The organism is Ensifer adhaerens, assembly GCF_028993555.1.
Taxonomy (GTDB): domain Bacteria; phylum Pseudomonadota; class Alphaproteobacteria; order Rhizobiales; family Rhizobiaceae; genus Ensifer; species Ensifer adhaerens_I.
Window position 1 is genome coordinate 200,696 of sequence record NZ_CP118611.1, and the last position, 24,123, is coordinate 224,818.

A 24,123-nucleotide genomic window follows, 5' to 3' on the forward strand; every position below is an offset into this window, starting at 1 on the left:
CCATGGCCGAACTCCAGACCTTCAACGACCGGCAAGCCGCACGTAGGGGAAGGCTCCGTTTGCTATCGACAACGGTCCGCTACGTGCTGCTGTTTTCGGTCGGCTTCGTCATGCTCTATCCGCTGATCTGGCTGGTCGGCGCGAGTTTCAAGACCAACTCGGAGATTTTCGCCGGCGCCGGCTTCCTGCCAGACAACCCGACCGCCGACGGCTATATCAAGGGCTGGCAGACATCGACGCCCTATACGTTCGGCCGGTTCTTCTGGAACTCGTTCCTGATCATCCTGCCGAAGGTCATTGGTACGGCCATCTCCTGCACCATGGCGGCTTATGCCTTCGCGCGGTTCGACTTCCCGTTCAAGAAGATCCTCTTCGCATCGGTAATCGCGATCCTGCTGTTGCCGAACGTGGTTACGCGCATCCCGCAATACATCCTGTTCCGCGATCTCGGCTGGCTCGACAGTTTCCTGCCGCTCTGGGTGCCCTCTGCCTTTGCCGGCGATGCCTTCTTCGTCTTCATGCTGGTGCAGTTCCTGCGCTCGCTGCCGGCAGACATGGAAGAGGCGGCGCGCGTCGATGGCGCAAACAGCCTGCAGACACTGGTTTACATCGTCGTTCCGATGCTGGCACCAGCGCTGATCTCTGTCTGCCTGTTCCAGTTCATGTGGACGATGAACGATTTCCTCGGGCCGCTGATCTACCTGTCGTCGGTCGACAAATATCCCGTGAGCCTCGCGCTCAAACTCTCCATCGACACCACAGAAGCCTTCGAATGGAACCGCATTCTCGCAATGTCGGTGCTGACCATTACGCCGGCTCTGGTCGTGTTCTTCGCTGCACAACGGTATTTCATTGAAGGGATCTCCTCCGGGGGAGTCAAAGGCTGACCATGGCAAAGGTTCAACTGAAAGACCTCGAGAAGGTCTATGGCGGCGCATTCAAGGCAGTCCACGGCATCAACCTCGATATCGAGGATGGAGAGTTCATGGTCTTCGTCGGCCCGTCCGGCTGCGCCAAGTCCACGACGCTGCGTATGGTTGCGGGGCTTGAGGAAATCTCGGGCGGCGAAATCCGGATCGGCGACCAGCGCGTCAACGATCTGCCGCCCGGCAAGCGCTCGATCGCAATGGTGTTCCAGAACTATGCGCTCTATCCGCATATGAAAGTGCGCGGCAACCTCGCCTTTGGGCTGAAGATCGCCGGCAAGCCGAAGGCAGAGATCGACGCGGCCATCAAGCACGTGGCCAAGATCCTCGAGATCGAGCCGCTGCTCGACCGGTTGCCGAAGCAGCTCTCCGGCGGCCAGGCGCAGCGCGTGGCACTCGGGCGCGCCCTCATCAAGAAGCCGGGTGTCTTCCTGTTCGACGAGCCGCTGTCCAATCTCGACGCCAAGCTGCGCGCCTCGATGCGGGTACGCATCACCGATCTCCACCGACAACTGAAGGCCGAGGGCCTGTCCTCGACGGTCATTTACGTGACGCACGACCAGACCGAGGCCATGACGATGGGAGACCGGATCTGCGTTATGCAGGCCGGCCACATCATGCAGGTGGCCACGCCCAAGGAGCTCTATAATCGTCCGGCAAATCTGTTCGTCGCCGGCTTCATTGGAAGCCCTGAGATGAACCTTGTCGATGCGACGCTTCAGGGTGGCGATCTCCAGATCGGCAGCCAGCGCCTGGCGCTGGGCGCCAATCTCGAAGGCAGGCTTTCGGCCCGCCCTGCCGACGCGGTGCTCGGCATGCGTCCGCAGCACCTTTCGCTCGCCGCCGACGGACAGGGTCTCTCTGCAAGGCTGACCAATGCCGAGTTCATGGGCCACGAGGTCTATCTCCATGCGGACCTCGAAGGGCGCAAGCTGGTGAGCGTCGTCGGCGCCGCCGAGTTCGAAGCGCTTGGCCGCTCGGACGTGATCCGCCTGCGCCCGGATCCTGATCACCTGCATGTTTTCGACAAGACCGACGGCCGCAACGTCTCGCTGTGAGGAGGCAGCGTTCGGCTTAATCCAAGGAGGAGAAGTCCTATGAAAATGAAGAGAACGATCGCCGCACTGGCCAGCGTTGCCTATGGCGTCCTGGCCCTCGGCACGGCCGCTCACGCGGCCGAACTGCGCATGGCCTGGTGGGGCGGCGAGAGCCGCCACGTCGCCACCCAGAAGGCGATCGCCGCTTGTGGCGAAAAACATGGCCACACGGTCAAGGGCGAATTCACCGGCTTTGACGGCTACCTTGAAAAGCTGACGACCCAGATGGCCGGCAAGACCGAAGCCGATATCATCCAGGTCAACTGGCCCTGGCTGCCGTTGTTCTCGAAAAATGGTGACGGTTTCGCCGATCTGCGCAAGCTCAAGGCGATCGATCTTTCCAACTGGAGCGAGGCGGATCTGTCGGCCGGCTCGATGAACGGCGTGCTGCAAGGGCTTTCGGTTTCGACGACGGGCCGTGTCTTCTTCTTCAACGCTACGACCTTCGAAAAGGCGGGTATTGCGATTCCTAAGAGCTGGGACGAGTTCTTTGCCGCGACGGCGACCATCAAGGAGAAGCTCGGCAAGGACTACTATACCTTCAATGCCGTCAAGGAGACGGCCCAGCTTTTGACGACCCTGGCTGTGGTCCAGAAGACCGGTAAGGATCTCGTCGATCCCGCGACCAATCGCGTTGCCTGGACGCCCGAGGAGCTTGCTGAAGGCATTTCATTCCTGGGCAAGCTGGTCGAGACCGGCGCAATCCGATCGCAGAAGGAGGAGGCGGCCGACGGCAATGTCAATCTGTTTGAGAAGCCGGCCTGGGCCGACGGCAAGATCGCCGGTTCCTACGAGTGGGATTCGACTTACTCGAAGTATGCCGACCCGTTGAAGGACGGTCAGGTTCTGAAGCCCGTGGCAATGTTGAAGCTTCCGGATGCGGTGACCGAAGGGGTCTATCGCAAACCGTCGATGGTCTTTTCCATCTCCAAGAACTCCAAGAACCCCGAAGCGGCCGCCCAGATCGTCAACTGCCTACTGAACGAACCGGAGGGCATCGATGCGCTCGGTACCTCGCGCGGCTTGCCGGCGTCGAAGGCCGCCGCTGCCCGTCTCGGCGACAAGGGCGAAGCGGAAGTGCGGGCCGCAAATGCGATTGTCGTTGCCGCGAGCGGCCCGGCCGTCTCGCCGTTCAACGAACATCCGGAAGTGCGTGCAGCCTTCATCGATACGCTGGAAGAATACGCCTACGGGCAACTAAAGGCCGATGAGGCAGCCGCACAGATCATCGATACGGTGAACGACGTGCTTGCGGAGTTCGATTGATTGTCAGGTTCCCCGCCGCGATCTCGCGCGGCGGGTTCTCCCTTCGCGGGAGCACAGCCAAGAGAAAGAGACCATGATCCGACCGTCCATCATCGCGCTATCGGCGCGAACGGCAGCGCTTTGCCTGCCGACAAGCGGAGCGCTTTATCGCTTGCCTGAGCGGGTGCGCTGGCGCCTCTCGGCGCTGACAGCGGACGCCGAGGTGCGGGAAGGCGAGGCCACGACGGTCGTGAACCTTTTCCATGATCTTCGACCCGGTGGTAGCTACCGGCTCGAAGTCGAAGGATTCCAATCGCTGGAGTTCGAAACGGCAGCTTGTACCGGTCTCATCGACGCAACGGCGTTCGGGCTTATGCAGGGTGTGCGTCACGACGACCTTGAGGGTGCCCGCGCCAACGCCGCCGCCTTGGCGAAAGCAGTCGACGCTGTCCCCACCGGTGGCACGCTTCGTCTGCCTAAGGGCGTCTGGACCGCCTATCCGGTGCGGCTCAGGAGCGGTATGACCCTGCATCTCTCCAAGGAAGCAATCCTCCAGGCACCGTCAGGTCGCACGGGTTGGCCCATTCTTGAGGCCCGCGACACGGCGGGCAGGATGCTCGGAAGCTGGGAGGGCCTGCCAGCCGCCTGCTTCGCCGCTCCGATACACGCCATCGGCGCTGAAGACCTGGTGATCGAGGGCGAGGGCACGCTCGACGGGGCGGGTCACCTGGGTGACTGGTGGAGCTGGCCGAAGGAGACCCGTGACGGAGCCCGCCGCCCGCGCGGCCTTCATCTGGTTTCCTGCGCTGACGTGAAGCTGCTTGGCTTTACCGTCCGCAACGCGGCGTCCTGGACGATCCATCCGCAAGGTTGCAACCGGCTGGTTGCTGCAGGCCTCACCGTGGCCGCTCCGCCTGAAAGCCCCAACACCGATGGCTTCAACCCCGAAAGCTGCCGTGACATCACGATCGTCGGCGTACGGTTTTCCGTGGGTGATGATTGCATCGCGGTCAAAGCCGGAAAGCGCGGGCCAAACGGCGAAGACGATCATCTTGCCGAAACCCGCGGCGTCCGTGTCTCCCACTGCCTGATGGAGCGAGGTCATGGCGGCCTCGTCATCGGATCGGAAATGTCTGGAGGCGTGCAGGATGTCTCCATCGAGGACTGCGAGATGATCGGCACCGATCGCGGCCTGCGTCTGAAGACAAGGCGCGGTCGCGGCGGCTCCATCACCAACATTGCCATGCGGCGAGTTCTCATGGATGGCGTCGAGACGGCGCTTTCGGCCAACGCACATTACCATTGTGATCCGGACGGGCACGATGAATGGGTGCAATCACGCCTGCCTGCCGCCGCGAGCATCGAAACCCCCGCCATCGACGGCGTCACCATCGAGGACGTTGAGATCCGCAAGCTCGCACATGCCGCAGGCGCGTTTCTCGGCCTGTCGGAAGCGCCGATCCGAAACGTCAAAATTCGCCGCTTGAAGATCACGTCCTATCGCGCCGACGCGACCGCGGCGCCACCGCTCATGGCTGACCGGGTGCGACCTATGCGACATGAGACGATTGTCGCCGAGTGCGCTGACGTCGACTGCGATGAACCCGCGCTCTTGAGCAGAGCCCCAATTTCCGTTTCCCTTGAATGAGATATCCGATGGACCCGACCACCTATTTCGACCAGTTCGCGCGACGCTACACTCCCTATAAGGGCGGAAGCTGGTGCTACGAGGATGGATGCATCTACCGCGGCCTCCGCCTTCTGTTCGAGGCGACCGGCGAGGGGCGCTGGAGCGAACACCTGCGCCGGCTCATCGATCGCCAGATCGCTCCTGACGGCACACTCCTCGGCTACGATCCTGCCGAGTACAATATCGACAACATCCTTGCGGGACGCGTCCTGTTCCCGCTCGCCGCAGAAACAGGGGATCCCCGTTACAGAAAAGCGGCAGACCATCTCGCAGACCAACTCGAAACCCATCCGCGCATTCTCTCTGGTAACTACTGGCACAAGCGACGTTATCCGCACCAGGTCTGGCTCGACGGGCTTTACATGGGGCTGCCGTTTCAGATCGAGTACGCACTCGTGAATGACAAGCCGGCGCTGATCGCCGACGCGCTTCAACAATTTTCGACCGCACTCGCGCTCACTGCGACGGCAAGTGGTCTCTATGTGCACGGCTATGATGACAGCCGAACACAGCGCTGGGCCAACCCGATTACAGGCAGGTCGCCGGCGGTCTGGGCCCGTGCTGTCGGTTGGCTGGCAATGGCCCTGGTTGATGCGCTGGCGCTTCTACCCGAGGACAGGGCGACCGCTGCGCTTCGTCAGCGGACACGCCTTCTGCTGGGCGAACTGATGGCGCGCCAGACGCCGTCCGGTCTCTGGATGCAGGTGCTCGACGAACCCGATCTCGCAGGCAATTACGAGGAAAGCTCCGCCTCCGCCATGTTTGCCTACGCGTTGCTGCGCGCCGCGGGGCTTGGGCTCGCAGAGACCGAGCAAGCCTTTGCCGCTGGTCACAAGGCTCTCGACGCATTGCTTTCCAGGCGCCTCATTGCAGATGAGGAGGGGGTGACCCGATTGACCACAATCGTTGGCGTCGCCGGCCTCGGCGGTTTCGAAGGCAGCTATCGCGACGGCTCGCCCAGCTACTACCTCACCGAACAGGTGGTTGCCGACGACGCCAAGGGCGTTGGACCACTGATAATGGCATTCGCCGAGGGCCTCAGGCGTTGTGATTAAGCGGGCAGGGTGCTGGGCAAACGGACCAGGCGCACTGAACGGTCGCGATGTGGTGCGATGCAGGTTGCAGGAAGTTTGTCGTGAAGCGCGATCAGTCGCATTCGGACGGGTTTCACGCGCGCTTAACTCCCGGGCGATCTGATACCCTCCGGCTTCGTTCGGGGGCGAACGAAACACGTGGCGATCATCGAGCCGAAGCCCGTGTCGGGCCAGAGTTGCCCGGCACTGATGATCAAACATGTGGCCGAGCTTATGCTCATGTCGATTGCTGCGCTCTGAGCCGGCTCGGTGACTGACCGTAGGCCTTTGCGAATATTCTGGAGAAGTGCCCGGCGCTCTCAAAGCCGACTTCGAGGGCGATTTCGATCAGCGATGCATCGGTCTGGGTCAGAAGGTGCTTGGCGCGTTCGAGCCGAAACTTCCGGTAGACGAGGGCAGGCGACATCTTCGCCTTTTCCATGAACAGCCGCTCGAGCTGGCGTCGCGAAAGCCCGACCGACGAGGCTAGATCAGGGATCGAGAGCGTGTTTTCAGTATGCTGCTCCATGATGATGAGGGCAGCGTTCAAACGGGGGTCGTTGCTCTCGATCGCCAGCGGTTTTCGCGGTTGAACATGAAGTTGCGAGCGCGCCTTGTCGATCTGCAAGACCTCGAGCGCGTTCCGTTCCGCTTCCTTGCTGATATGAAGCCGCACGATATGGGCTGCCATGTCGGCAGCACTGCTGCCGCCGGCGCAGGATCCGCGGCTACGGTCCAGATTGAACAGGCGATCCGAGCGAACCTTGAGATCCGGAAAACGCTCACGGAACGCCTGGTAGTGCAGCCAGCTGACGCACACATTGTGTCCCGTCATCAGGCCTGCATCAGCCAGAATGAAGGTCCCTGTGCAAAGGCCGATCAACGGAACTTTTCGCGCTGCCGCCTTCTTGAGGAAGCCGATTGTCTCGTCGTCAATCGGGCTTTCGCTGTTGAGCAGACCGCCGACCACGATGATGTAGTTGAATTGAACGGGGTCGACGAGGCCCGATGTCGGCGCCACCTGCACGCCGCAACTGGACGTGATGAGATGCCGCGTGTTGCCGAGCACCTGCCAGTCGGCGCGGATGCGGCCGGACTTGTCGAGTTCGTCGCTCGCAAGTCGGAGCGTGTCGATGAAGAGGGCGAAGGCGGAAAGCGTGAACGACCGGGCAAGGATGAAGCCGATCTTGAGGCGGTTCGTCGTCGGTGTGTTGGATCTCATGTTGGTCGTCATGGCAAACCTTACCTCGCCGCAATAGCCTTGGTCGACATTTGTGGGCCGTTATCCTAGCGGGGGACACCCCAAAACGCGCTTCTGATAGCGCCTCGTCACGGCTCGGACAGAAGGCGCAGATGTGTCGCTTGCGGCGTCCAACCCATTTGCTGAAGGCTTCTGGAATGGCGTGCCTGCCTCGCACAAAAAGCCGGCAACTCAGTGCGTCTCCCAAACATACGTACCCTCATTTTCGGTGTGGACGCTGCCTACACACAGCCATCGTTTTGTCAGGGTGCGTCATCCTTCCCGACCCGCACGCAGTTCCTGCAATCGGATCACCGAGTTGATCCCTAGCCATGCAAACGGCTCGGGCGGGAGCCGGGTTGGGCCGCGGTGATCGCCATATTCTTCGAGTTGCGGTGAGGCGGTCCCGGTCGCCAGGTCGGCAGCCATCATGCCGGCAAGAGTGCTCTTGACGGTGCCAAGCCCGTTCTCGCAGCACGCGGAATAGAGCCCGTCATCGATCTCGCCGAACGCCGGTACGTGGTTGAGGCTGAGGCAAAGACGGCCTGCCCAACTGTGCTCGAACGGTATTCCCTTGAGATCAGGAAATCTCGCATCCATAGAACGGCGATGCGCTTGCGCCATTTTCGAGAGGCGACCTCCCGAAAGGGCGACCGTCGTGTCGTAGGTATACTTGGTGCGGATCGCGATGCGCGACTGACCACCTGACGTGATCTTGCGGACGGTGGCGCCCATTGCGTCGGCCGGCAGCAGGGCCCAACGATCACGACCGGAAGCCTTGCGCCCGATACCGTCGGCTGGAAACGGCGCAGTCATGGAGGCGTAGGCGAAGATGTGCACCAGTCGCCTGCCGAATTGTCCGAAATCCTCCACATGGCCGTTGACGCCCAGGATGACCTTGGGCGCGCTTGCCGAGCCGCGTACCGTCATTGCCGTCCAAATCCCATTGTCGCGCTTGAGCGACGTCACGGGAGATCGCTCGAAGAGATCGACGTCGCGTGAAAGGCCGGCGGCGAACTGGCGCACGTAGTCTGCCGGCTGGATCAGTACCGCGCCGGGTGTATAGAGCCCGCCGAGGTAATAGTTCGACCCCGTCATCTCCCGCATCTCGGCGGCGTCGAGGAAGGTATGTTTCTCCCCAGCGGCCTTGAGCGACTGGCCAAAACTCGTATTGAGTTTCATGCCGCGCGCGGTCGCGGCCGCATTGACCTTGCCTGCCGGATCGAAGGTCTCGCGCGACATTCCATAGGCTTCCGCCGCTTGGGTGGCGAATTCGATGGCGTATCGGTTCTGGGCCATTTCCCGGCGCGTGCTGTCAGCGCCTCCGCTCGAATACTCGCTTGATGAGAGGTTGTGCGGCACGTCGATCATGTAGCCGGAATTCCGGCCCGACGTGCCCTTGCCTACTTCACTCGCCTCAAGAATGACGATCTTGTCATCGGGACGCAGTTGCAGTAGGCGGCGCGCTGCAGAGAGACCGGCAAAGCCGGCGCCGATGATCAGCCAGTCGGCGTTAACGTTGCCGTCGAGACAGCGGACCGGAAACGAACGTTGGCTGATCGCCTCCCAGCCCGAGATGCCATTTTCGACAGGCAAGCGTTTGACTGGCCGCGTGATCATCGGAGCGTCTCCCTCATGGGTTCAAGGCGTAACCTGGCGATCACTTCGGCGGCGATCATTCGCTCACGCATGGCGGTTTCCCGCGGTGATCTGGGCGACATCGCGCTTCAAGGTGGCGACGATCGTCGCGAGCGTTTCCTTTTCTTCGGCATTGAGCGGACCGAGCGGCGCGCGGACCGGTCCCGCCGGCAGGCCGGACAGTTCGCAACCGTGTTTGATCGACTGGACGAACTTGCCGCATTCGAGGAAATCCATGAGCGGCAGCATCGCCGTCATGATTGCCCGTCCCTTGTCGAAGTTCCTTTCGACGACGCAGGCCTCATAGAGAGCGACATGTTCCTTCGGCACAAAGTTGGAGCCGGCGCAGACCCAGCTCCTTGCGCCCCAGGCAAAGAATTCGAGCGCCTGGTCATCCCAGCCACAGGAAAGTGCGATGTTAGGATACTTGCGGGCGAGCAGGTGAAGATTGGCCATGTCGCCGGAGCTTTCCTTGATCGCCACGACGTTTCTGGATTCGCTGACGCGGGAGAAGTACGCGTCTCCCATCATCACGCCCATGCGGGCCGGATAGTTGTAGAGCATGATCGGGAGACCCGCCGCCCGATCCACCGTCAGCGCGTGGGCCGCGTTCTCCTCCTCGGTCGGCAAGGCGTAGGGCGGCGACGACACGAGAATGGCGTCGGCGCCGATCTCCTTGGCCGCCTTGGCAAACGCCACGGAGTCTTCCGTCCTGGTGGCGCCCGTGCCGACGACGAGCGGCAGCCGCGAACCGATCACATCTTTGGCGAGGGCGGCAAGGTCGAAACGCTCCTCTGCGCTCTGGGCGTAGTATTCGCCGGTCGACCCGCCAATGATAATGCCGTGAACGCCCGCTTCGATGAGGGACTCGAGCACGGCAGCAAAACCCTTGCGGTCGATTTGCCCGTCTTGCCCGATCGGCGTGATCGCCGGGGTGTAGATGCCTTCGAACTTCATGATGTCTTCTCCATCGATAGGGCCGGAACTTGGACGAGCGGCTTCCGCCGTGGCAACGCTTGGCCCGGGCTCCTAGGTTTCCATTGAATGTGTGCAGGTCTCCCGCCGCTCAGTGCGGCGTTACGACCGCTGCGGCCAGCCGCTTCAGATCGACGACGCCGACGGGCATGCCGACGGCATTGACAACCACCAGATCCTTGGCCTCCTTGTGCGCCAGGATCTTGAGGGCAGCTTCAATCGTGCTTCCCGTGCAAAGCGTAGCGCCGTTGACGGCATGATCGGCGGCGACCGGTGTCATCACGGCCTCGACATGAACGACCCGGCCACGGTTCACCTCCTTGACGAAGTTGGCGATGTAGTCGTCGGCTGGCCTCAAGACGATGTCCTGGCTGGTGCCTTGCTGGATGACCTCGCCGTCGCGCAAGACCGCGATCTGGTCTCCCAATCGCAGTGCTTCGTCGAGATCATGGGTGATGAAGACGATGGTCTTCTTGATCTCCTTCTGCAGGTCGAGAAGAACCGTCTGCATGTCCATGCGGATCAGCGGGTCGAGGGCCGAATAGGCCTCGTCCATCAGGAGAACCGGCGCATCGTTGGCAAGTGCACGGGCAAGCCCGACGCGCTGCTGCATTCCGCCGGAGAGCTGATTGGGATACTTGTTTTCAAAGCCCTTCAGCCCGACGCGCTCGATCCATCGCATGGCGATCTCGACGCCCTTCGCGCGCTCAACACCCTGAACCTCGAGGCCATAAAGCGTGTTGTCGAGTACGTTGCGGTGCGGAAGCAGTGCGAACTTCTGGAACACCATTGCCGTCTGGTGTCGTCGGAACTCGCGCAGATCCGGCTGGCCCATCTTGACGACGTCGATACCGTCGACGAGCACTTCGCCGGCCGTCGGATCGATCAGGCGGTTGATGTGCCGGATCAAGGTCGATTTGCCCGATCCCGACAGGCCCATGATCACCTGGATGCAGCCGGACGGGATCTCGATGTTGATGTCGCGCAAGCCGAGAACATGCCCGTGCCGTTCGTTGAGCTCGGTCTTCGTCAGGCCCTTCTGCACAGCCTCGACGTGCGCGCCTGCGTTCGGGCCGAAGATCTTGTAGAGGTGGCGGATCTTGATGCCGCCGAACTTGGTGTCAGCCATGGACGATCTCCCGGTGTTTCTGCAGTCTCTCGCCGTATGCCTGGCTGACCCGGTCGAAGATGATGGCGATGCCGACGATGGCGAGACCATTGAAAATGCCCAGCGTGAAGTACTGGTTGGCGATCGCCTTCAGCACCGGTTGCCCGAGGCCCTGGACGCCGATCATCGAGGCGATGACGACCATGGCGAGCGCCATCATTATCGTCTGGTTGATGCCGGCCATGATCGTCGGCAAGGCCAGCGGCAGCTGCACGTTCTTGAGCTTCTGCCAACCGGACGAGCCGAAGGCGTCGGCGGCTTCGAGCACATCCTTGTCGACCAGGCGGATGCCGAGATTGGTGAGCCGGATCATCGGCGGGATGGCATAGATGACGACCGCGATGAGGCCCGGTACCTTGCCGATCCCCAAGAGCATGACGACAGGGATCAGATAGACGAAGCTCGGCATCGTCTGCATGACGTCGAGCACCGGGTTGACGACCCGCTGCAGGCGATCGGACCGCGACATCAGAATGCCGATCGGAATGCCGATGGCGATCGACAGCAGCGTGCAGACGAAGATCATTGAGATCGTCCGCATCGTGTCGTCCCACATGTCGAAATAGCCGATCGCCAAGAGGGTCGCCAGACAGCCCAGCACGACTTTCAAGCTTCTACTCGCCCCCCAGGCGATCGCCAGGATGATGATGATAATAACGGGCCACGGCGTCTGGGTCATGAAGCGCTCGGAAGCGATCAGAAAGTGCTGCAAGGGGGAGAAAAAGCCCTCGATTGCGTCGCCATAGGCGCGCGTGAACGACCGGAAGCCTTCGTCTATCGCTTTCTTCAGCGTGCGAAGAGAGTCGTCGTTCATGTGTGGGAATTCATAAAGCCATTCCATTCGGTTCCCCCTTTTTGAAGAAGCCGGCGCAAGTTTTCGATTTTGGCAAAGGGTGCGGCGCGCCTGGGCTCACCGCACCCGGACGAGGCTCAAAGGGCCGATTTGATCTTCTCGGCCGCTTCCGGCGAGACCCACTTCGACCAGACCGCTTCGTTTTCTTCGAGGAAGTGCTTAGCGCCTTCTTCGCCGCTCGCCTGATTGTCGGTCATCCAGGCCATCAGCTTGCTGACCGTCTCGTTGCTCCAGGCGCGCTTGTTGAGGTAGTCCATCACCTCGGGCCCAACCTTTTCGGAGAATGGCTTGGCCACCAGCGTTACGATCGTATCGACCGGCCAGGCGCTCGGCTTCGGATCCGAACAATCGGCAACGGTGATGCAGCGTTTCCATTCGGCGGCATCGAGCGGTACACCTGCATCGAGTTTGACCATCTCATACTTGCCAAGCAGGGCGGTCGGCGCCCAGTAGTAGCCCGCCCATCCTTCCTTGCGCTCATAGGCCTTGGCGATGGAACCGTCGAGACCCGCCGCCGAACCGGTATCGACCAGCGTGAAACCAGCCTTCTCGGCCTCGAACGCCTTGAAGTACTGGGCCGTGACCACCGTGCCGCCCCAGCCCTGCGGGCCATTGAAGATGGCGCCCTTCTTTGCGTCTTCCGGATCGGGGAAGAGTTCCGGATGCTTCAGCACGTCGCCAATCGTCTTGATGTCCGGATGGGCGTCGGCGAGATATTTCGGGATCCACCAGCCCTGCACACCGCCATCGGGCAGCGGAGAGCCGACCTTGATGATCCGGCCTTCTTCCGTTCCCTTCTTGACGATATCGGGCAAGAGGTCGATCCACGCTTCTGGAGCGATATCCGGCTGGCCCTTCTCCGCCATGGAAGTGATGGTCGGCACGGTGTCGCCGATGGTGATCTCGGCGCTGCAGCCATAGCCTTCGTTGAGGATGAACTTGTCGAGGTTCGACAGCACCTCGGCGCTCTGCCAATTCATGCTGGCGATGGTCACGCTTCCGCATTCCGCGGCATTCGATACTGATGCTCCGCCAATCAGGCCGAACATCAGGCAGGTCGATGCAAGCAGTTTTTTCATTTTTCCGTTCCCTCTTTTGGCGGCGTGTTCCATCAAAGCCGGAGTGCCGCGACCACCGACTTCAGTTATCGAAAGGATCTGCTGCCGCGCCTGTTCGCGGCGATTATCTATTCGCCACCGGCACGCCACTCGCGATACGCGAGGTTCGCCTTGGCGCCGATTGTCCGAAACGGTTGGCGAGGCAGCGATTTCGGTGCGTCGAAGCGCGCGAAGATTTCTGTCAGTCGTGATTTGACGCCGAGCATCAGGTCGGCCGCCGCGATGCCGTTCGCAGTGGCTTTCGTGGCGCCGACGCCATTGCAGCCGCAGGCGGCAAACATGCCGGGCTCGATTTCGCCGAACGCGGGCACCGAATTCCATGTCAGCGCCATGGCCCCGCCCCAGCGATACTCCATCGGGACATCCGGCAACTGGGGAAAGCGGGCGTGATATTTCTGGTCGTGCTTTGCACCCGCGCGCCGCAGGGTTCCCTCGCTCGCCTCGATGTTGCGGTGATAGGTGTAGCGGGAGCGGATGAGGATCCGGTCGCCGCCCTGACCCTGAATGCGCCGGACAGTCGTGCCCATCGGAAGGGCCGGTGTCGCCGCCCATTTGCGCTGACCCGGCAACAGGCTCGGTTCGAACTCTTTCGTCATCGAGGCAAAGGTGAAGACGTGCAGCAGCCGGCTCCTGAAGAAGCCGAAGCTCTCCGCATGGCCATTGTTGGCAAGGATGATCCGGCCTGTGCTGATCGAACCTTGCGGTGTCTTGACGTGCCAACCGCTGCCGGCGCTTTCCAACTGCACGGCAGGGGTATTTTCATAGACCCTGACGGGTTCGCGCAGGCTGTCTGCGACGCCGCGGATATAGGCCGCCGGCTGCACCATGATGGTTCCGGGCGTAAACAGCGCCGACGTATAGGTGTTCGTGCCCGTCACGTCGGCGATTTCGCGCGCATTGAGCAGCTGGTGCTTTTCGCCAAGCTTCGCCAGTCCCTTGGCATAGTCGATGAGATGCCGGTCGCCCTCGTCGCTGATGGAAACGCTATAGCGCCCGCACGGATCGAAGATGTCGCGGCCCCAGCCCTGTTCCCGTGCAACAGTACTGGCAAGGGCGATGGCCGTCCGGCTGATCTCAATGGCTTCGCGGCTTTTGGTGACCGAGTCTCCACCATAGTCCTCGGACGAGACCTCATGCGGCAGGTCGATGATGAAGCCGGAATTCCGTCCGGCTGCGGCCTCTCCGATTACGCCGGCCTCAACGACGGCGACATGGAGTGTCGGATCGAGCTCCACGATCCTGCGGGCTGCGGACAGGCCTGCGAAACCGCCGCCGATGACGACGACGTCGACGGTGACGTGCCCCTCGAGCCGGGGTTTTGCCTGGCGGGGAGGGAGCATCGCCACCCACCCTGAAACGCCCGTGTTCTTCGGGAGCCTCGATGCGACAAAGACCTTTTTCGAGGGCGAGTTCACGGCTCAGGCTTCCCGTTCGATCAGGCTGCCGAGAGCAGCGCGGATGGTTGCGACGCGATCTGTCGAGAGCGGACGGAGCGGCTTGCGCGGCGCGCCGGCACCAAAGCCGGTGAGTTGCGCGGCGGCATAAACCGACTGCACATAGTCGCCTTCCCAGATGAGCGACATCGCCGGTTCGAGCAGGGACCAGATGTCGCGCGCCTTGCCCCATTCGCCGGCGGTAGCAGCCGCGACCAGCGCGAGCGCGGTGCGCGGCGCAAAATTGGCGCCGCCCCAGATGAGGCCGCTCGCTCCGGACCAGAGAGCAAAGGGAACGAGATGGTCGGCGCCGTTCATGACCGGGAGGCCGGTACGAATGAGCGATGCCTGCTTGCCGAGATCGCCGCTCGAGTCCTTGACGGCGCAGAAGTTCGGGATGGCGCAAAGCTCCTTGAGAAGCTCCGGCGTCACGGTCACGCCGACGGCGTGCGGGACGTTGTAGCCGATGACCGGAAGGCCGGCGGCGGCCACCTCCGTGTAGAATTCGATGATGCCTTCATCGTCCGTCGGCCCTTCGAAGAAGGGCGGCAGGACCATGACGCCGTCGGCGCCGCATTCGGCCGCGAACTTCGTCCGCTCGACCACGTCGGCCGTCAGCAGCGCCGAGGTTTGGGCGATCACCTTGGCTCGACCATTGATGATCCTTGAACCGCGCCGTACGAGCTCTTTCGATTCCTCTTTCGTCAGATACACGTGCATGCCGGTGCCCGAACTCAACACGAAGCCGGGTACGCCGAGCGCCAGGTAGCGCTCGATGTTCTGCTCGAGCTTGGCGTAGTCGATGCGGCCTTCCGCGTCGAAGGGCGTCGCGATTGCGAGGTTCAGTCCGGGAAACGGGAAGTTGGTCATGGTTACAGATCCGCGCTTTCGTCGTCGTTGAGATCGAGCCAGATGGTCTTCAGCTGGGTGTACTGGTCGTGGGCGTGGACGGAATTGTCGCGCCCGCCGAATCCGGACTGCCGGTAGCCGCCAAACGGTGTGGTGATATCGCCCTCGCCGAAGGAATTGACGGTGACGGTGCCGGCACGAAGGGCACGGGCGGCGCGCATGGCCCGTTTGCCGTTGCCGGTGAAGACGGAAGCGGTCAGGCCGTATTCCGTCTCGTTGGCGATCGCGACCGCCTCTTTCAGGCTGTCGACCGTGATGACCGCCAGGATCGGTCCAAAGATTTCTTCCTTAGCGTGCCGGGCGGAGTTGCTTTCGACCTCGACGATGGTCGGGTGAACGAAGCGGCCCTCGCTGGTTTCGCCGCCGTGAAGAACCTTCACCCCATCGCCGAGATAGCTCGCAACTTTCCGGTAGTGCGCCTCGGAGACCAGGGGGCCGACACGGTTGTCGGGATCCAGCGGATCGCCTACGTGCCAGTTCTTCACCTCGGAGACGATCTTGTCGAGCAGCTTCCCCTTGATGGCAGAGTGGACGATCAGCCGAGAAATGGCCGAGCAATTCTCGCCCATGTTCCAATAGGCGCCGTTGACGATATGCGCGGCCACCGCGTCCAGGTCGTCGGCGTCGTCCATGACGATCGAGGGGTTCTTCCCGCCCATCTCGAGGACGACTTCCTTGAGATTGGACTCGGAGGAATATTTGAGGAAGCGGCGGCCGGTCTCGGTCGAACCCGTGAACGACACGGCATCGACATCCATATGCCGGCCGATCGGCTCGCCGACCTGCGAGCCGGAGCCAGTCACCACGTTGAAGACGCCGGCCGGGATGCCGGCCTCGAGCGCCAATTCGGCCACCCGAAGCGCTGTCAGCGAGGTTTCGGCCGCCGGTTTGACCACCAGGCTGCAGCCGGCGGCCAGCGCCGGGCCAATTTTCCAGGCGAGCATGAGGAGCGGGAAGTTCCACGGCAGGACCAGCCCGACGACGCCCACCGGCTCGCGAACGACAAGCGCGATGTGGTCGCTCGAGGCCGGCGAGACCTGATCGTAGATCTTGTCGATCGCTTCGGCATGCCAGCGCAGGCAGTTGACGGTCTCGGGCACGTCGACCGTCTGGCAGTCGAGGATCGTCTTGCCGCTGTCCAGGCTCTCCATGACGGAGAGCTCGACCAGATTGTCCTCGATGAGCTGGGCAAGGCGAAGAAGCGCCTGCTTGCGGGCGGCGGGATGCTGCTTTGCCCAGCGGCCATCGGCGAACGACTGCCGCGCGCTCGCAACTGCCGCGTCGACGTCCTCGGGGCCGCAGGCAGGCAAGTCTGTGAGCTTCTCGCCTGTCGCGGGATTGGTCGTCGCAAACGTGCGTCCAGATTTCGCGTCGACAGAACGGCCATCGATGATGGCCTTTGCCGGGAGGGATAGTTGCGACGCGATTTGCTCGTACCGCGCCTTGGTCAGAAGTTCCGTCATTCGTCTGCTCCCATCAATTCGAAAATCATCCGCAACGCTCGACCTGACTCGACGCTCCCGCCGATCGTCTCGCTCAATTTTCATAATACAATAGATAGACATTTGATCTATTGTCAATAGACACTTGAAATGCGCCGGCAAGACAGTGCTGCGGCTCATCGTACGGAACGCGAATTGATAACCGAACAAGCGGGAGACAATAGATCTAGAAGTGGAGGCGGTCGGGCCTTGCGCATCGGCCGTTGAGCAGGCAAAAGGAGTCGCGTGGCCGTGGGGATAGTCGCTGCAAATTGAAATATGTTGACCAGTCTATCTTTTGTAGACAAGATATGGCCAAAAAGGAGTTTGCCATGGCGAACAATCCAAGCTCACCTGAAGCAGGCGTTGGCCCGGATCGAAAGGCTGCACTGAACAACACCTTGCGCCACCGGATCCTGACGATGCAGATAGCGCCGGGATCGGTTCTCGACGAAGTCGCCTTGAGCGAGGAATTTGGACTGTCCCGCCCTCCGGTGCGCGAAGCGATGCGGCAGCTTGCGGGGGAAGGGTTCATTGAGCTTGAGGCGAACCGGCCGGCCCGCGTGACCTCGATGAGCTACCAATCCCTTCGGGATTTCTTTTTGATCGCGCCGATGATCTATGTCGCGGCCACGCGGCTGGCCGCCGAACATGCGTCGAAGGCCGATATTGCGGGCCTGCGAGAGATACAGGACAGCTTTCGCGACGCGGTCCACAGCAATGACGTCGACGGGCGCGTCTTCTACAATGACAAATTTCACCTTCGGGTTGGCGAAATCGCGAACAATGCGTATGTGCTTCCGAGCCTTCGCCGGCTGCTGATCGATCATGCGCGTATCGGCAAGATTTTCTACAGACCGAGCAACGCGCGCATGTTGGAGGAGTTGCACGAGGCGTCGCGCCAGCACGACGAAATCATCGATGCAATAGCGAACCACGATCCTGACCGGGCGGAGGCGTTGATCCGCGCGCACCTCGATCTATCGCGCAAGAACATGGCGATGTATGCCGCCCCGGAAGGGATGGCGATTTCTCTCGGTGTGTAACGCATCCGGGGCCTCCGGGTGTTCTTACGTCACCCCGCCGGACGATTGATGCTCATTCGACGCGAAACGATCTATGGCGTCGAAGACAGCGCGGGACATGCGCAATGGTTGCTCCGTCGAGCCAGGTGACCTGCCGCTGACGCCCGGGACGTGAACGCCGAGCTTCTCCAGCCGCTGGATCTGGTCGTGTGCGCGGGCGATGTGGTCGCTCCCTTTCGAGCCTGGCATCATTGCAATCACAGTCAGCCCGACAGCTGGAGAGGTTTCGCCCGTTCTGAAGCTTGGCGTGTCCAGAGACCAGGAACCGCCGGAAAGACCGGCCGACAGCATTTCGACGAGGAGCGCGACGTTCGCACCCTTGCGACCACCGAAGGGTAGCAGCGCGCCTAAGAGTGCCTTTTCGGCGTCCCGCGTATCGGCACCTTTGTTGTCGACCGCCCACCCTTCCGGGATTTGCCGCCCTTCTGCGGCAGCAGCGGCAATGTTGACGTAGGCAGTGGCGCTTGACGATTGGTCGACGATGAGTGGCGGCGCGTTGGCGCCGAGCGGAAATCCGAAGGCGATGGGGTTCGTGCTGTAGACAGCCGGTCCCCCTGCCTTTGCTACGACCATGGCATTCGCGTTGGTCGCCGCAAGACCGCTCAGGCCTTCCAGCGCAAGCCGGCGCACATAGTAGCCGAGCTCGCCCGTTGTATAGCTGTTCTTCTGGGTGAAGAGCGCAATGCCGAAGGTGCGGGCAGCATCCACGAAGTCGCGGAAGGCGAGGTCGAAGCCGAGCTGCGCGATGCCTCGGTCGGCATCGCAGGCGAGGTGAGCGGGGAAGGGGCGAGTGGCGACCGGCGCGGGATCGCAATTGATGCGCCCCTCGCGAAAACTGTTCAGATAATCGACGAGGTGCGGAAACCCGACCGCGCTCGGGCCGAAGCGGGCGGCCGACACCGTTGCGTCCACGAGCGATCGGGCGCTCGCCGGATTGGCGCCGGCACCAAGGCAGGCCCTCAGCGCCAGATCTCGTGCCTCTCGCTCGCTGAGTTCGATCTCTCTCATGTCAGATCTCCAGTCCCGCCTTCCGACCCTCGTAGAATGCGTAGGGCGCCTGGCGCGGCGCGGCGCAGTCACCGATCTGGCGCGCAACGATATTGCGTTCGGCAAGGCCGGGCATCAGCCAGTCGGCCGGGGAATTCGTGGTGGCCGTGACAAGGGCGTCTGCCTCGACGAAGCGGCACTCTCCCGTCGTGTGATCGACGATCGTTGCGCCGGTGCCATGCCACTCGGCGATGCTCGCCTCGACGATCCATTCGACGCCGAGTTTCCGGAGCGCCTGTCGCATGGGAACGTCGGCCGCGGTTCTCTGCAACTCCTTGCCGACGAAAGGATCGGGCGTCAGGATCATCACCTGGTGGCCCTCTTCGGCGAGCTTCCAGGCCGTTCCGCAGCCGCGCCAACCGCCGCCTTCATCCAGGAGCAGCACGCGTTTGCCCGGTCTGGCCTGGCGAGCTATGACCGCTTCGACCGTGAAGACATTACCCTTTGCCAGGCCCGGCATCGTCTCGACTGTCGGTAGTGCCTTCTGGAAACCTGTCTCGGGTGAATAGGAGCCGGTCGCGACGATGACGCGCTCGAACTCGGAGGCGTCAATGTCCTCGGCTTCGATATAGGAGTTAAGGCGAACCTCTACACCGAGTTTTTCGAGCTGGCGCTCATACCAGGCAATAAGATCGAGGATCTGGGCTCTTCTTGGCTGCATGCCGGCCAGCAGGAAGTTGCCGCCGAGACGGTTCGACGCTTCGGCAAGGACAACCCTGTGGCCACGCTCGGCGGCCACCCGGGCAGCCTCTAGTCCGGCGGGTCCGCCACCGATCACCAGCACGGGCTTCGGATCACCGGTCTTTACAAAGCGGTCGCCGTTCCATTCGGTTTCGCGCCCGACCGAGGGGTTGATCAGGCAGCTTATCCAGTAGTCCCGCGACCGGCGTCCCCAGCACATCTGATTGCACGAAATGCAGCCGCGAATGTCATCCGGCCGATCCTCGGCCGCCTTGGTCGCCAGGTGGGGGTCGGCAATCTGGCCGCGCACGATCGAGACGAGGTCGGCTGATCCTTCGCCAAGCACCGTTTCGGCATTTTCCGGGGTGCGGATATGGCTCTCGGCGATCACCAGCGCATTCTTGACGGCACCTTTCAGGACTGATGCGAGGTCGGCGCCCAGTTTCTCGGGATAGAGGAATGTCGGCATCAGCTTGTAGAAATCGAGGTAGCCGCCCGAGCCGCAGGTGACATAGTCGATGAGGCCCAGCTCGTCGTGCAAATGGATGATCTCGGCAAGTTCGTCGCGTTGAAGCGCAACCTTCACATCCGGTTCGTCGCTGACGGCAAGGCCAATGATGAAGTCGGGGCCGCAGACCTGCCTGATCCGCGTCAGGATCTCCCGCGACATCCGCGTGCGGTTTTCAAGCGAACCGCCCCATTGATCGTCGCGTCGATTGCACCAGGGGGTCCAGAACTGGTCGACCATGCCGAGATAGGCTGCCCAGACTTCGACGCCGTCGAAGCCGGCGTCGCGACATCGCCGCGCCGCCGAAACGAAGCCGTCGATCGTCTCCAGGATTTCGGCTTCCGTCATCGGATGCGAGCCGTCGCTGTCGTGATAGCTGGGCCCGCCCGAAGGCGACCAGTGCGGATGAAAGGAGTTGTCGGAATCGCCGTGCGCTCCGACATGGTAGAGCTGCTGGATCGCAACGGCCCCATGCTCCTTTATCGCGTCGACCACCTTCCTGAAATGGGGGATCACGCTGTCGTCGGAATGGCGGAAATTGCCGCGGGTCAGCACGGCCGCGGCATGCACCGGCATGGGCTCGACGACAATCATTGCCGCGCCGCCGAGCGCCCGTTCCCGGTAGTAGGCGGCATGCCGGTCGGTCGGCAGGCCTTCGACCGCCATGTTCGCCGTGTGGGCGCCGAACACGATCCGGTTCTTCAGCGTGTGCGACCGCAGTTTGAGGGGGGAGAACAGCCGGGGGAACTTCCTGGACATGGCGCAACTCCGGGCAGGGAGAGGATCGGGAATGGAATGGGTGTGCTTCGGCCACCCTTACCGTTTTTCCGGGCGGCGTGATCGGCCGCCCGGACGGATCTGTACTTTATGGGTCGGTCATCCGGTCACGCGGCAGTGGCTGCGATCGCAACTGCGCGATCGTTCGTCTCACGCGCATTGACCATCGCGCCTGCCAGATGACGGAATGTGACCGTGCCGAGAGGCTTGCCGGTCGGATCCACGACGGTGATGTCGCCCTCGGGTGCCGACGCAAGCATACGCACCGCCTCTTCGATCGTCAGGTCGGCGGCGATCCGTTGCCCGCTATCGACAACTGGCGCGCCGAGCGGTGTCATGACCGCTTCGACGTTCACGACGCGGCCGCGGTTCACCTCCTTCACGAAGTTCGCGACATAGTCGTCGGCTGGTCTCAGCACGATATCCTGGCTTGAACCCTGCTGGATGACCTCGCCGTCGCGAAGGATGGCGATCTGATCACCCAGTCGGAGTGCCTCGTCGAGATCATGGGTGATGAAGACGATCGTCTTCTTGATCTCCTTCTGAAGGTCCAGAAGCACCGTTTGCATGTCCGTGCGGATGAGCGGATCGAGGGCCGAATACGCCTCATCCATCAAGAGAACCGGTGCGTCATTGGCAAGCGCCCGGGCAAGGCCGACGCGCTGCTGCATTCCGCCGGAAAGCTGGTTCGGATATTTCTGTTCAAACCCTTTGAGACCGACGCGTTCCAACCATCGCATGGCAGTGTCAATACTTTGCGCGCGCGACACGCCTTGGATTTCAAGGCCGAAGATCGTGTTGTCGAGCACGCTGCGATGAGGAAGCAGGGCGAACTTCTGGAACACCATAGCCGTCTGATGTCTTCGGAATTCGCGCAGCTCCGCTTCCGGCATCTTGACCACGTCGACGCCGTCGACGAGGACTTCGCCGGCGGTCGGGTCGATCAGCCTGTTGATGTGGCGGATGAGCGTCGATTTGCCCGATCCGGAAAGCCCCATGATCACCTGGATCGAGCCCGACGGCATTTCGATGTTGATGTCGCGAAGGCCGAGCACATGCCCGTACCGTTCGTTGAGTTCGGTCTTGGTCAGACCGTTCTTCACCGCCTCGACATGGACCTGCGCATTCGGCCCGAAGATCTTGTAGAGATGGCGGATCTGGATGCCGCCGAAAGCATGGTCAGCCATGGACGACCTCCCGGTGCTTCTGCAGCCGTTCGCCATAGGCCTGGCTGACCCGGTCGAACATGATGGCGATGCCGACGATCGCAAGGCCATTGAAGATGCCGAGCGTGAAGTACTGGTTGGCGATCGCCTTAAGCACTGGCTGGCCGAGTCCCTGAACGCCGATCATCGAAGCGATGACGACCATGGCCAGCGCCATCATGATGGTCTGGTTGATACCGGCCATGATGGTCGGAAGCGCAAGGGGAAGCTGTACCTTGAAGAGCTTCTGCCTGTTGTCGGCGCCGAAGGCATCGGCGGCTTCCAGCACGTCCTTGTCGACGAGGCGAATGCCGAGATTGGTGAGGCGGATCATCGGCGGGATGGCGTAGATGACAACGGCGATCAGGCCAGGAACCTTGCCGATGCCGAGCAGCATGACCACAGGGATCAGATAAACGAAGCTCGGCATGGTCTGCATGACGTCGAGCACGGGATTGACGACCCGTTGGACCCTGTCGGAACGCGCCATCAAAATGCCGATCGGCAGTCCGATGGCGATCGACAGAATGGTGCAGACAAAGATCATCGAGATCGTCCGCATCGTGTCGTCCCACATGCCGAAGTAGCCGATCAACAACAGCGTCACGAGACAGCCTGCGGCGATGCGAATGCTCCTCGTCGCTGCCCAGGCTATGGCGAGGATCAACAGTGTGATGATCGGCCAGGGCGTCTTGGTCATGAAGCGTTCGGCGGCGATCAGAAACTGCTGCAGCGGCGCGAAGAAGCCCTCGATCAGATCGCCGTAGCTGCGGGTAAAACCGCGAAAAGTCTCATCGATGACCTTTTTCAGGTCTCGAAGCGCGTTGTCGTTCATATGAGGAAATTGAAAAAACCAGTCCATTCGGTTCCCCTTCTCGAAAGAGCCGATCCGTTCTTCTTGTTATGTCGGCAGGAACGGTGCGGTGGCTGAAACACACCGCACCGGCTTGTGGCAGTGCCCGTTACAGCGCGGCCTCGATCTTCGTGGCGGCCTCAGGCGAAACCCACTTTTTCCAGATATCCGGATTTTCTTCGAGGAAGTGCTTGGCACCTTCTTCGCCGCTCGCCTGGTTGTCGGTCATCCAGGCCATCAGCTTGGCGATCGTCTCGTTGCTCCAGGAGCGTTTGTTGAGGTAGTCCATGACCTCAGGGCCGGCCTTTTCGGAAAAGGGCTTGGCAACAAGCGTCACGATCGTGTCGACCGGCCATGCGCTGGGTTTCGGGTCGGTGCATTCGGCGACCGTGATGCAACGCTTCCACTCAGCCGCGTCGTAGGGGACACCGGCTTCGAGTTGCACCATCTCGTACTTGCCGAGGAGGGCCGTCGGCGCCCAGTAGTAGCCGACCCAGCCTTCCTTGCGTTCGTAGGCCTTGGCAATCGAGCCGTCGAGACCCGCTGCTGATCCGGTGTCGACGAGGGTCCAGCCGGCTTTTTCAGCGTCGAAGGCCTTGTAGAGCTGCGCGGTCACGACCGTGCCGCCCCAACCCTGCGGGCCATTGAAGATCGCGCCCTTGCTCGGGTCTTCAGGATCCTTGATGAGATCAGGATGTTTCAGCAGGTCGGGAATTGTCTTGATGTCCGGATGGGCGTCGGCAAAATACTTCGGGATCCACCAGCCCTGGACGCCGCCGTCGGGAAGCGGAGAGCCGACCTTCACGATGCGGCCTTCCTCGGTTCCCTTCTTGACCACATCGGGAAGCAGATCGATCCAGGCTTCGGGCGCGATATCGGGTTCGCCTTTTTCCGCCATCGACGTGATGGTCGGGACTGTGTCGCCGATGGTGATTTCGGCGCTGCAGCCGTAACCTTCATTGAGAATGATTTTGTCGAGGTTGGAAATCACCTCCGCACTTTGCCAGTTCATGCTGGCGATGGTGAGGCTGCCACACTCGGCCGCGTTGGCGAGCGATGATCCGGCGATGGTCCCAAGGAAGAGGCATGTCGATGCAAGCAAGCTTTTCATTATCGTTCCC

20 protein-coding genes are annotated in these 24,123 nt (G+C 61.8%); 6 read left to right on the forward strand and 14 right to left on the reverse strand.

Annotated features, from left to right (window positions below; translation table 11 throughout):
* Positions 1-2 precede the first annotated feature (2 nt).
* From PWG15_RS21310 to PWG15_RS21330, 5 genes are all read left to right on the forward strand, one after another.
* Entirely contained in the window at positions 3-887 is an 885-nt protein-coding gene (locus PWG15_RS21310) for a carbohydrate ABC transporter permease (protein WP_275025975.1), read from the forward strand.
* A 2-nt stretch (positions 888-889) separates the two neighbouring features.
* Positions 890-1,984 (forward strand): ABC transporter ATP-binding protein, encoded by a 1,095-nt coding sequence (locus PWG15_RS21315; RefSeq protein ID WP_275025976.1) that lies wholly within the window; start codon positions 890-892, stop codon positions 1,982-1,984.
* 39 nt (positions 1,985-2,023) lie between these two features.
* Positions 2,024-3,289, forward strand: a complete 1,266-nt coding sequence (locus PWG15_RS21320) for an ABC transporter substrate-binding protein (protein ID WP_275025977.1) — start codon at positions 2,024-2,026, stop codon at positions 3,287-3,289.
* Positions 3,290-3,362: 73 nt separating this feature from the next.
* Entirely contained in the window at positions 3,363-4,916 is a 1,554-nt protein-coding gene (locus PWG15_RS21325) for a polygalacturonase PglA (RefSeq protein WP_275025978.1), read from the forward strand.
* Positions 4,917-4,924: 8 nt separating this feature from the next.
* On the forward strand, positions 4,925-6,013 hold the full coding sequence (locus PWG15_RS21330; protein ID WP_275025979.1) for a glycoside hydrolase family 88/105 protein: 1,089 nt from the start codon (positions 4,925-4,927) through the stop codon (positions 6,011-6,013).
* 256 nt (positions 6,014-6,269) lie between these two features.
* Here the strand turns inward: PWG15_RS21330 and PWG15_RS21335 are convergent, their stop codons facing one another.
* The 9 genes from PWG15_RS21335 to PWG15_RS21375 all read right to left on the reverse strand — a co-directional run bounded on the left by PWG15_RS21335 (position 6,270) and on the right by PWG15_RS21375 (position 16,828).
* Complete coding sequence (locus PWG15_RS21335) at positions 6,270-7,265, reverse strand: GlxA family transcriptional regulator (RefSeq protein WP_275025980.1); 996 nt, start codon at positions 7,263-7,265, stop codon at positions 6,270-6,272.
* A 279-nt stretch (positions 7,266-7,544) separates the two neighbouring features.
* Positions 7,545-8,891 carry an NAD(P)/FAD-dependent oxidoreductase gene (locus tag PWG15_RS21340; RefSeq protein WP_275025981.1) on the reverse strand — a complete coding sequence of 449 codons (1,347 nt, stop codon included), beginning with the start codon at positions 8,889-8,891 and terminating at the stop codon, positions 7,545-7,547.
* Positions 8,892-8,954: 63 nt separating this feature from the next.
* Entirely contained in the window at positions 8,955-9,866 is a 912-nt protein-coding gene (locus PWG15_RS21345) for a dihydrodipicolinate synthase family protein (protein WP_275025982.1), read from the reverse strand.
* A gap of 109 nt (positions 9,867-9,975) precedes the next feature.
* Positions 9,976-11,013 carry a quaternary amine ABC transporter ATP-binding protein gene (locus PWG15_RS21350; protein WP_275025983.1) on the reverse strand — a complete coding sequence of 346 codons (1,038 nt, stop codon included), beginning with the start codon at positions 11,011-11,013 and terminating at the stop codon, positions 9,976-9,978.
* A complete protein-coding gene (locus PWG15_RS21355; protein ID WP_275025984.1) occupies positions 11,006-11,893 on the reverse strand; it encodes an ABC transporter permease in 888 nt (295 codons plus the stop codon). Before PWG15_RS21355 ends, PWG15_RS21350 begins: the two co-directional genes overlap by 8 nt.
* A gap of 89 nt (positions 11,894-11,982) precedes the next feature.
* Positions 11,983-12,984 carry an ABC transporter substrate-binding protein gene (locus tag PWG15_RS21360; RefSeq protein ID WP_275025985.1) on the reverse strand — a complete coding sequence of 334 codons (1,002 nt, stop codon included), beginning with the start codon at positions 12,982-12,984 and terminating at the stop codon, positions 11,983-11,985.
* Between the two features lie 107 nt (positions 12,985-13,091).
* Entirely contained in the window at positions 13,092-14,438 is a 1,347-nt protein-coding gene (locus PWG15_RS21365) for an NAD(P)/FAD-dependent oxidoreductase (RefSeq protein ID WP_275025986.1), read from the reverse strand.
* 3 nt (positions 14,439-14,441) lie between these two features.
* Complete coding sequence (locus PWG15_RS21370) at positions 14,442-15,326, reverse strand: dihydrodipicolinate synthase family protein (protein WP_275025987.1); 885 nt, start codon at positions 15,324-15,326, stop codon at positions 14,442-14,444.
* A gap of 2 nt (positions 15,327-15,328) precedes the next feature.
* Positions 15,329-16,828 (reverse strand): aldehyde dehydrogenase, encoded by a 1,500-nt coding sequence (locus tag PWG15_RS21375; RefSeq protein ID WP_275025988.1) that lies wholly within the window; start codon positions 16,826-16,828, stop codon positions 15,329-15,331.
* Between the two features lie 329 nt (positions 16,829-17,157).
* Between PWG15_RS21375 and PWG15_RS21380 the strand changes: the two genes are divergently transcribed.
* Positions 17,158-17,892, forward strand: a complete 735-nt coding sequence (locus PWG15_RS21380) for a GntR family transcriptional regulator (RefSeq protein WP_425536821.1) — start codon at positions 17,158-17,160, stop codon at positions 17,890-17,892.
* Between the two features lie 24 nt (positions 17,893-17,916).
* On the opposite strand, the gene PWG15_RS21385 is transcribed toward PWG15_RS21380, so the two are convergent.
* The 5 genes from PWG15_RS21385 to PWG15_RS21405 form a co-directional block, all read right to left on the reverse strand.
* Positions 17,917-18,939: an Ldh family oxidoreductase gene (locus PWG15_RS21385; RefSeq protein ID WP_275025989.1), complete on the reverse strand. Its 1,023-nt coding sequence runs from the start codon at positions 18,937-18,939 to the stop codon at positions 17,917-17,919.
* 1 nt (position 18,940) lies between these two features.
* Complete coding sequence (locus PWG15_RS21390; protein WP_275025990.1) at positions 18,941-20,926, reverse strand: oxidoreductase; 1,986 nt, start codon at positions 20,924-20,926, stop codon at positions 18,941-18,943.
* Positions 20,927-21,051: 125 nt separating this feature from the next.
* A complete protein-coding gene (locus tag PWG15_RS21395) occupies positions 21,052-22,131 on the reverse strand; it encodes a quaternary amine ABC transporter ATP-binding protein (protein WP_275025991.1) in 1,080 nt (359 codons plus the stop codon).
* Positions 22,124-23,011, reverse strand: a complete 888-nt coding sequence (locus PWG15_RS21400) for an ABC transporter permease (protein WP_275025992.1) — start codon at positions 23,009-23,011, stop codon at positions 22,124-22,126. The genes PWG15_RS21395 and PWG15_RS21400 overlap by 8 nt, the downstream gene beginning before the upstream one ends.
* Before the next feature lie 100 nt (positions 23,012-23,111).
* Complete coding sequence (locus PWG15_RS21405) at positions 23,112-24,113, reverse strand: ABC transporter substrate-binding protein (protein ID WP_275025993.1); 1,002 nt, start codon at positions 24,111-24,113, stop codon at positions 23,112-23,114.
* Between the last annotated feature and the right edge of the window lie 10 nt (positions 24,114-24,123).

Excerpts from the sequence above, each read along its gene's own strand:
- PWG15_RS21310 (WP_275025975.1), top strand. The coding sequence starts at position 3 with ATGGCCGAACTCCAGACCTTCAACGACCGGCAAGCCGCACGTAGGGGA.
- PWG15_RS21315 (WP_275025976.1), top strand. The coding sequence starts at position 890 with ATGGCAAAGGTTCAACTGAAAGACCTCGAGAAGGTCTATGGCGGCGCA.
- PWG15_RS21320 (WP_275025977.1), top strand. The coding sequence starts at position 2,024 with ATGAAAATGAAGAGAACGATCGCCGCACTGGCCAGCGTTGCCTATGGC.
- PWG15_RS21325 (WP_275025978.1), top strand. The coding sequence starts at position 3,363 with ATGATCCGACCGTCCATCATCGCGCTATCGGCGCGAACGGCAGCGCTT.
- PWG15_RS21330 (WP_275025979.1), top strand. The coding sequence starts at position 4,925 with ATGGACCCGACCACCTATTTCGACCAGTTCGCGCGACGCTACACTCCC.
- PWG15_RS21335 (WP_275025980.1), bottom strand. The coding sequence starts at position 7,265 with ATGACGACCAACATGAGATCCAACACACCGACGACGAACCGCCTCAAG.
- PWG15_RS21340 (WP_275025981.1), bottom strand. The coding sequence starts at position 8,891 with ATGATCACGCGGCCAGTCAAACGCTTGCCTGTCGAAAATGGCATCTCG.
- PWG15_RS21345 (WP_275025982.1), bottom strand. The coding sequence starts at position 9,866 with ATGAAGTTCGAAGGCATCTACACCCCGGCGATCACGCCGATCGGGCAA.
- PWG15_RS21350 (WP_275025983.1), bottom strand. The coding sequence starts at position 11,013 with ATGGCTGACACCAAGTTCGGCGGCATCAAGATCCGCCACCTCTACAAG.
- PWG15_RS21355 (WP_275025984.1), bottom strand. The coding sequence starts at position 11,893 with ATGGAATGGCTTTATGAATTCCCACACATGAACGACGACTCTCTTCGC.
- PWG15_RS21360 (WP_275025985.1), bottom strand. The coding sequence starts at position 12,984 with ATGAAAAAACTGCTTGCATCGACCTGCCTGATGTTCGGCCTGATTGGC.
- PWG15_RS21370 (WP_275025987.1), bottom strand. The coding sequence starts at position 15,326 with ATGACCAACTTCCCGTTTCCCGGACTGAACCTCGCAATCGCGACGCCC.
- PWG15_RS21375 (WP_275025988.1), bottom strand. The coding sequence starts at position 16,828 with ATGACGGAACTTCTGACCAAGGCGCGGTACGAGCAAATCGCGTCGCAA.
- PWG15_RS21380 (WP_425536821.1), top strand. The coding sequence starts at position 17,158 with ATGGCCAAAAAGGAGTTTGCCATGGCGAACAATCCAAGCTCACCTGAA.
- PWG15_RS21385 (WP_275025989.1), bottom strand. The coding sequence starts at position 18,939 with ATGAGAGAGATCGAACTCAGCGAGCGAGAGGCACGAGATCTGGCGCTG.
- PWG15_RS21390 (WP_275025990.1), bottom strand. The coding sequence starts at position 20,926 with ATGTCCAGGAAGTTCCCCCGGCTGTTCTCCCCCCTCAAACTGCGGTCG.
- PWG15_RS21395 (WP_275025991.1), bottom strand. The coding sequence starts at position 22,131 with ATGGCTGACCATGCTTTCGGCGGCATCCAGATCCGCCATCTCTACAAG.
- PWG15_RS21400 (WP_275025992.1), bottom strand. The coding sequence starts at position 23,011 with ATGGACTGGTTTTTTCAATTTCCTCATATGAACGACAACGCGCTTCGA.
- PWG15_RS21405 (WP_275025993.1), bottom strand. The coding sequence starts at position 24,113 with ATGAAAAGCTTGCTTGCATCGACATGCCTCTTCCTTGGGACCATCGCC.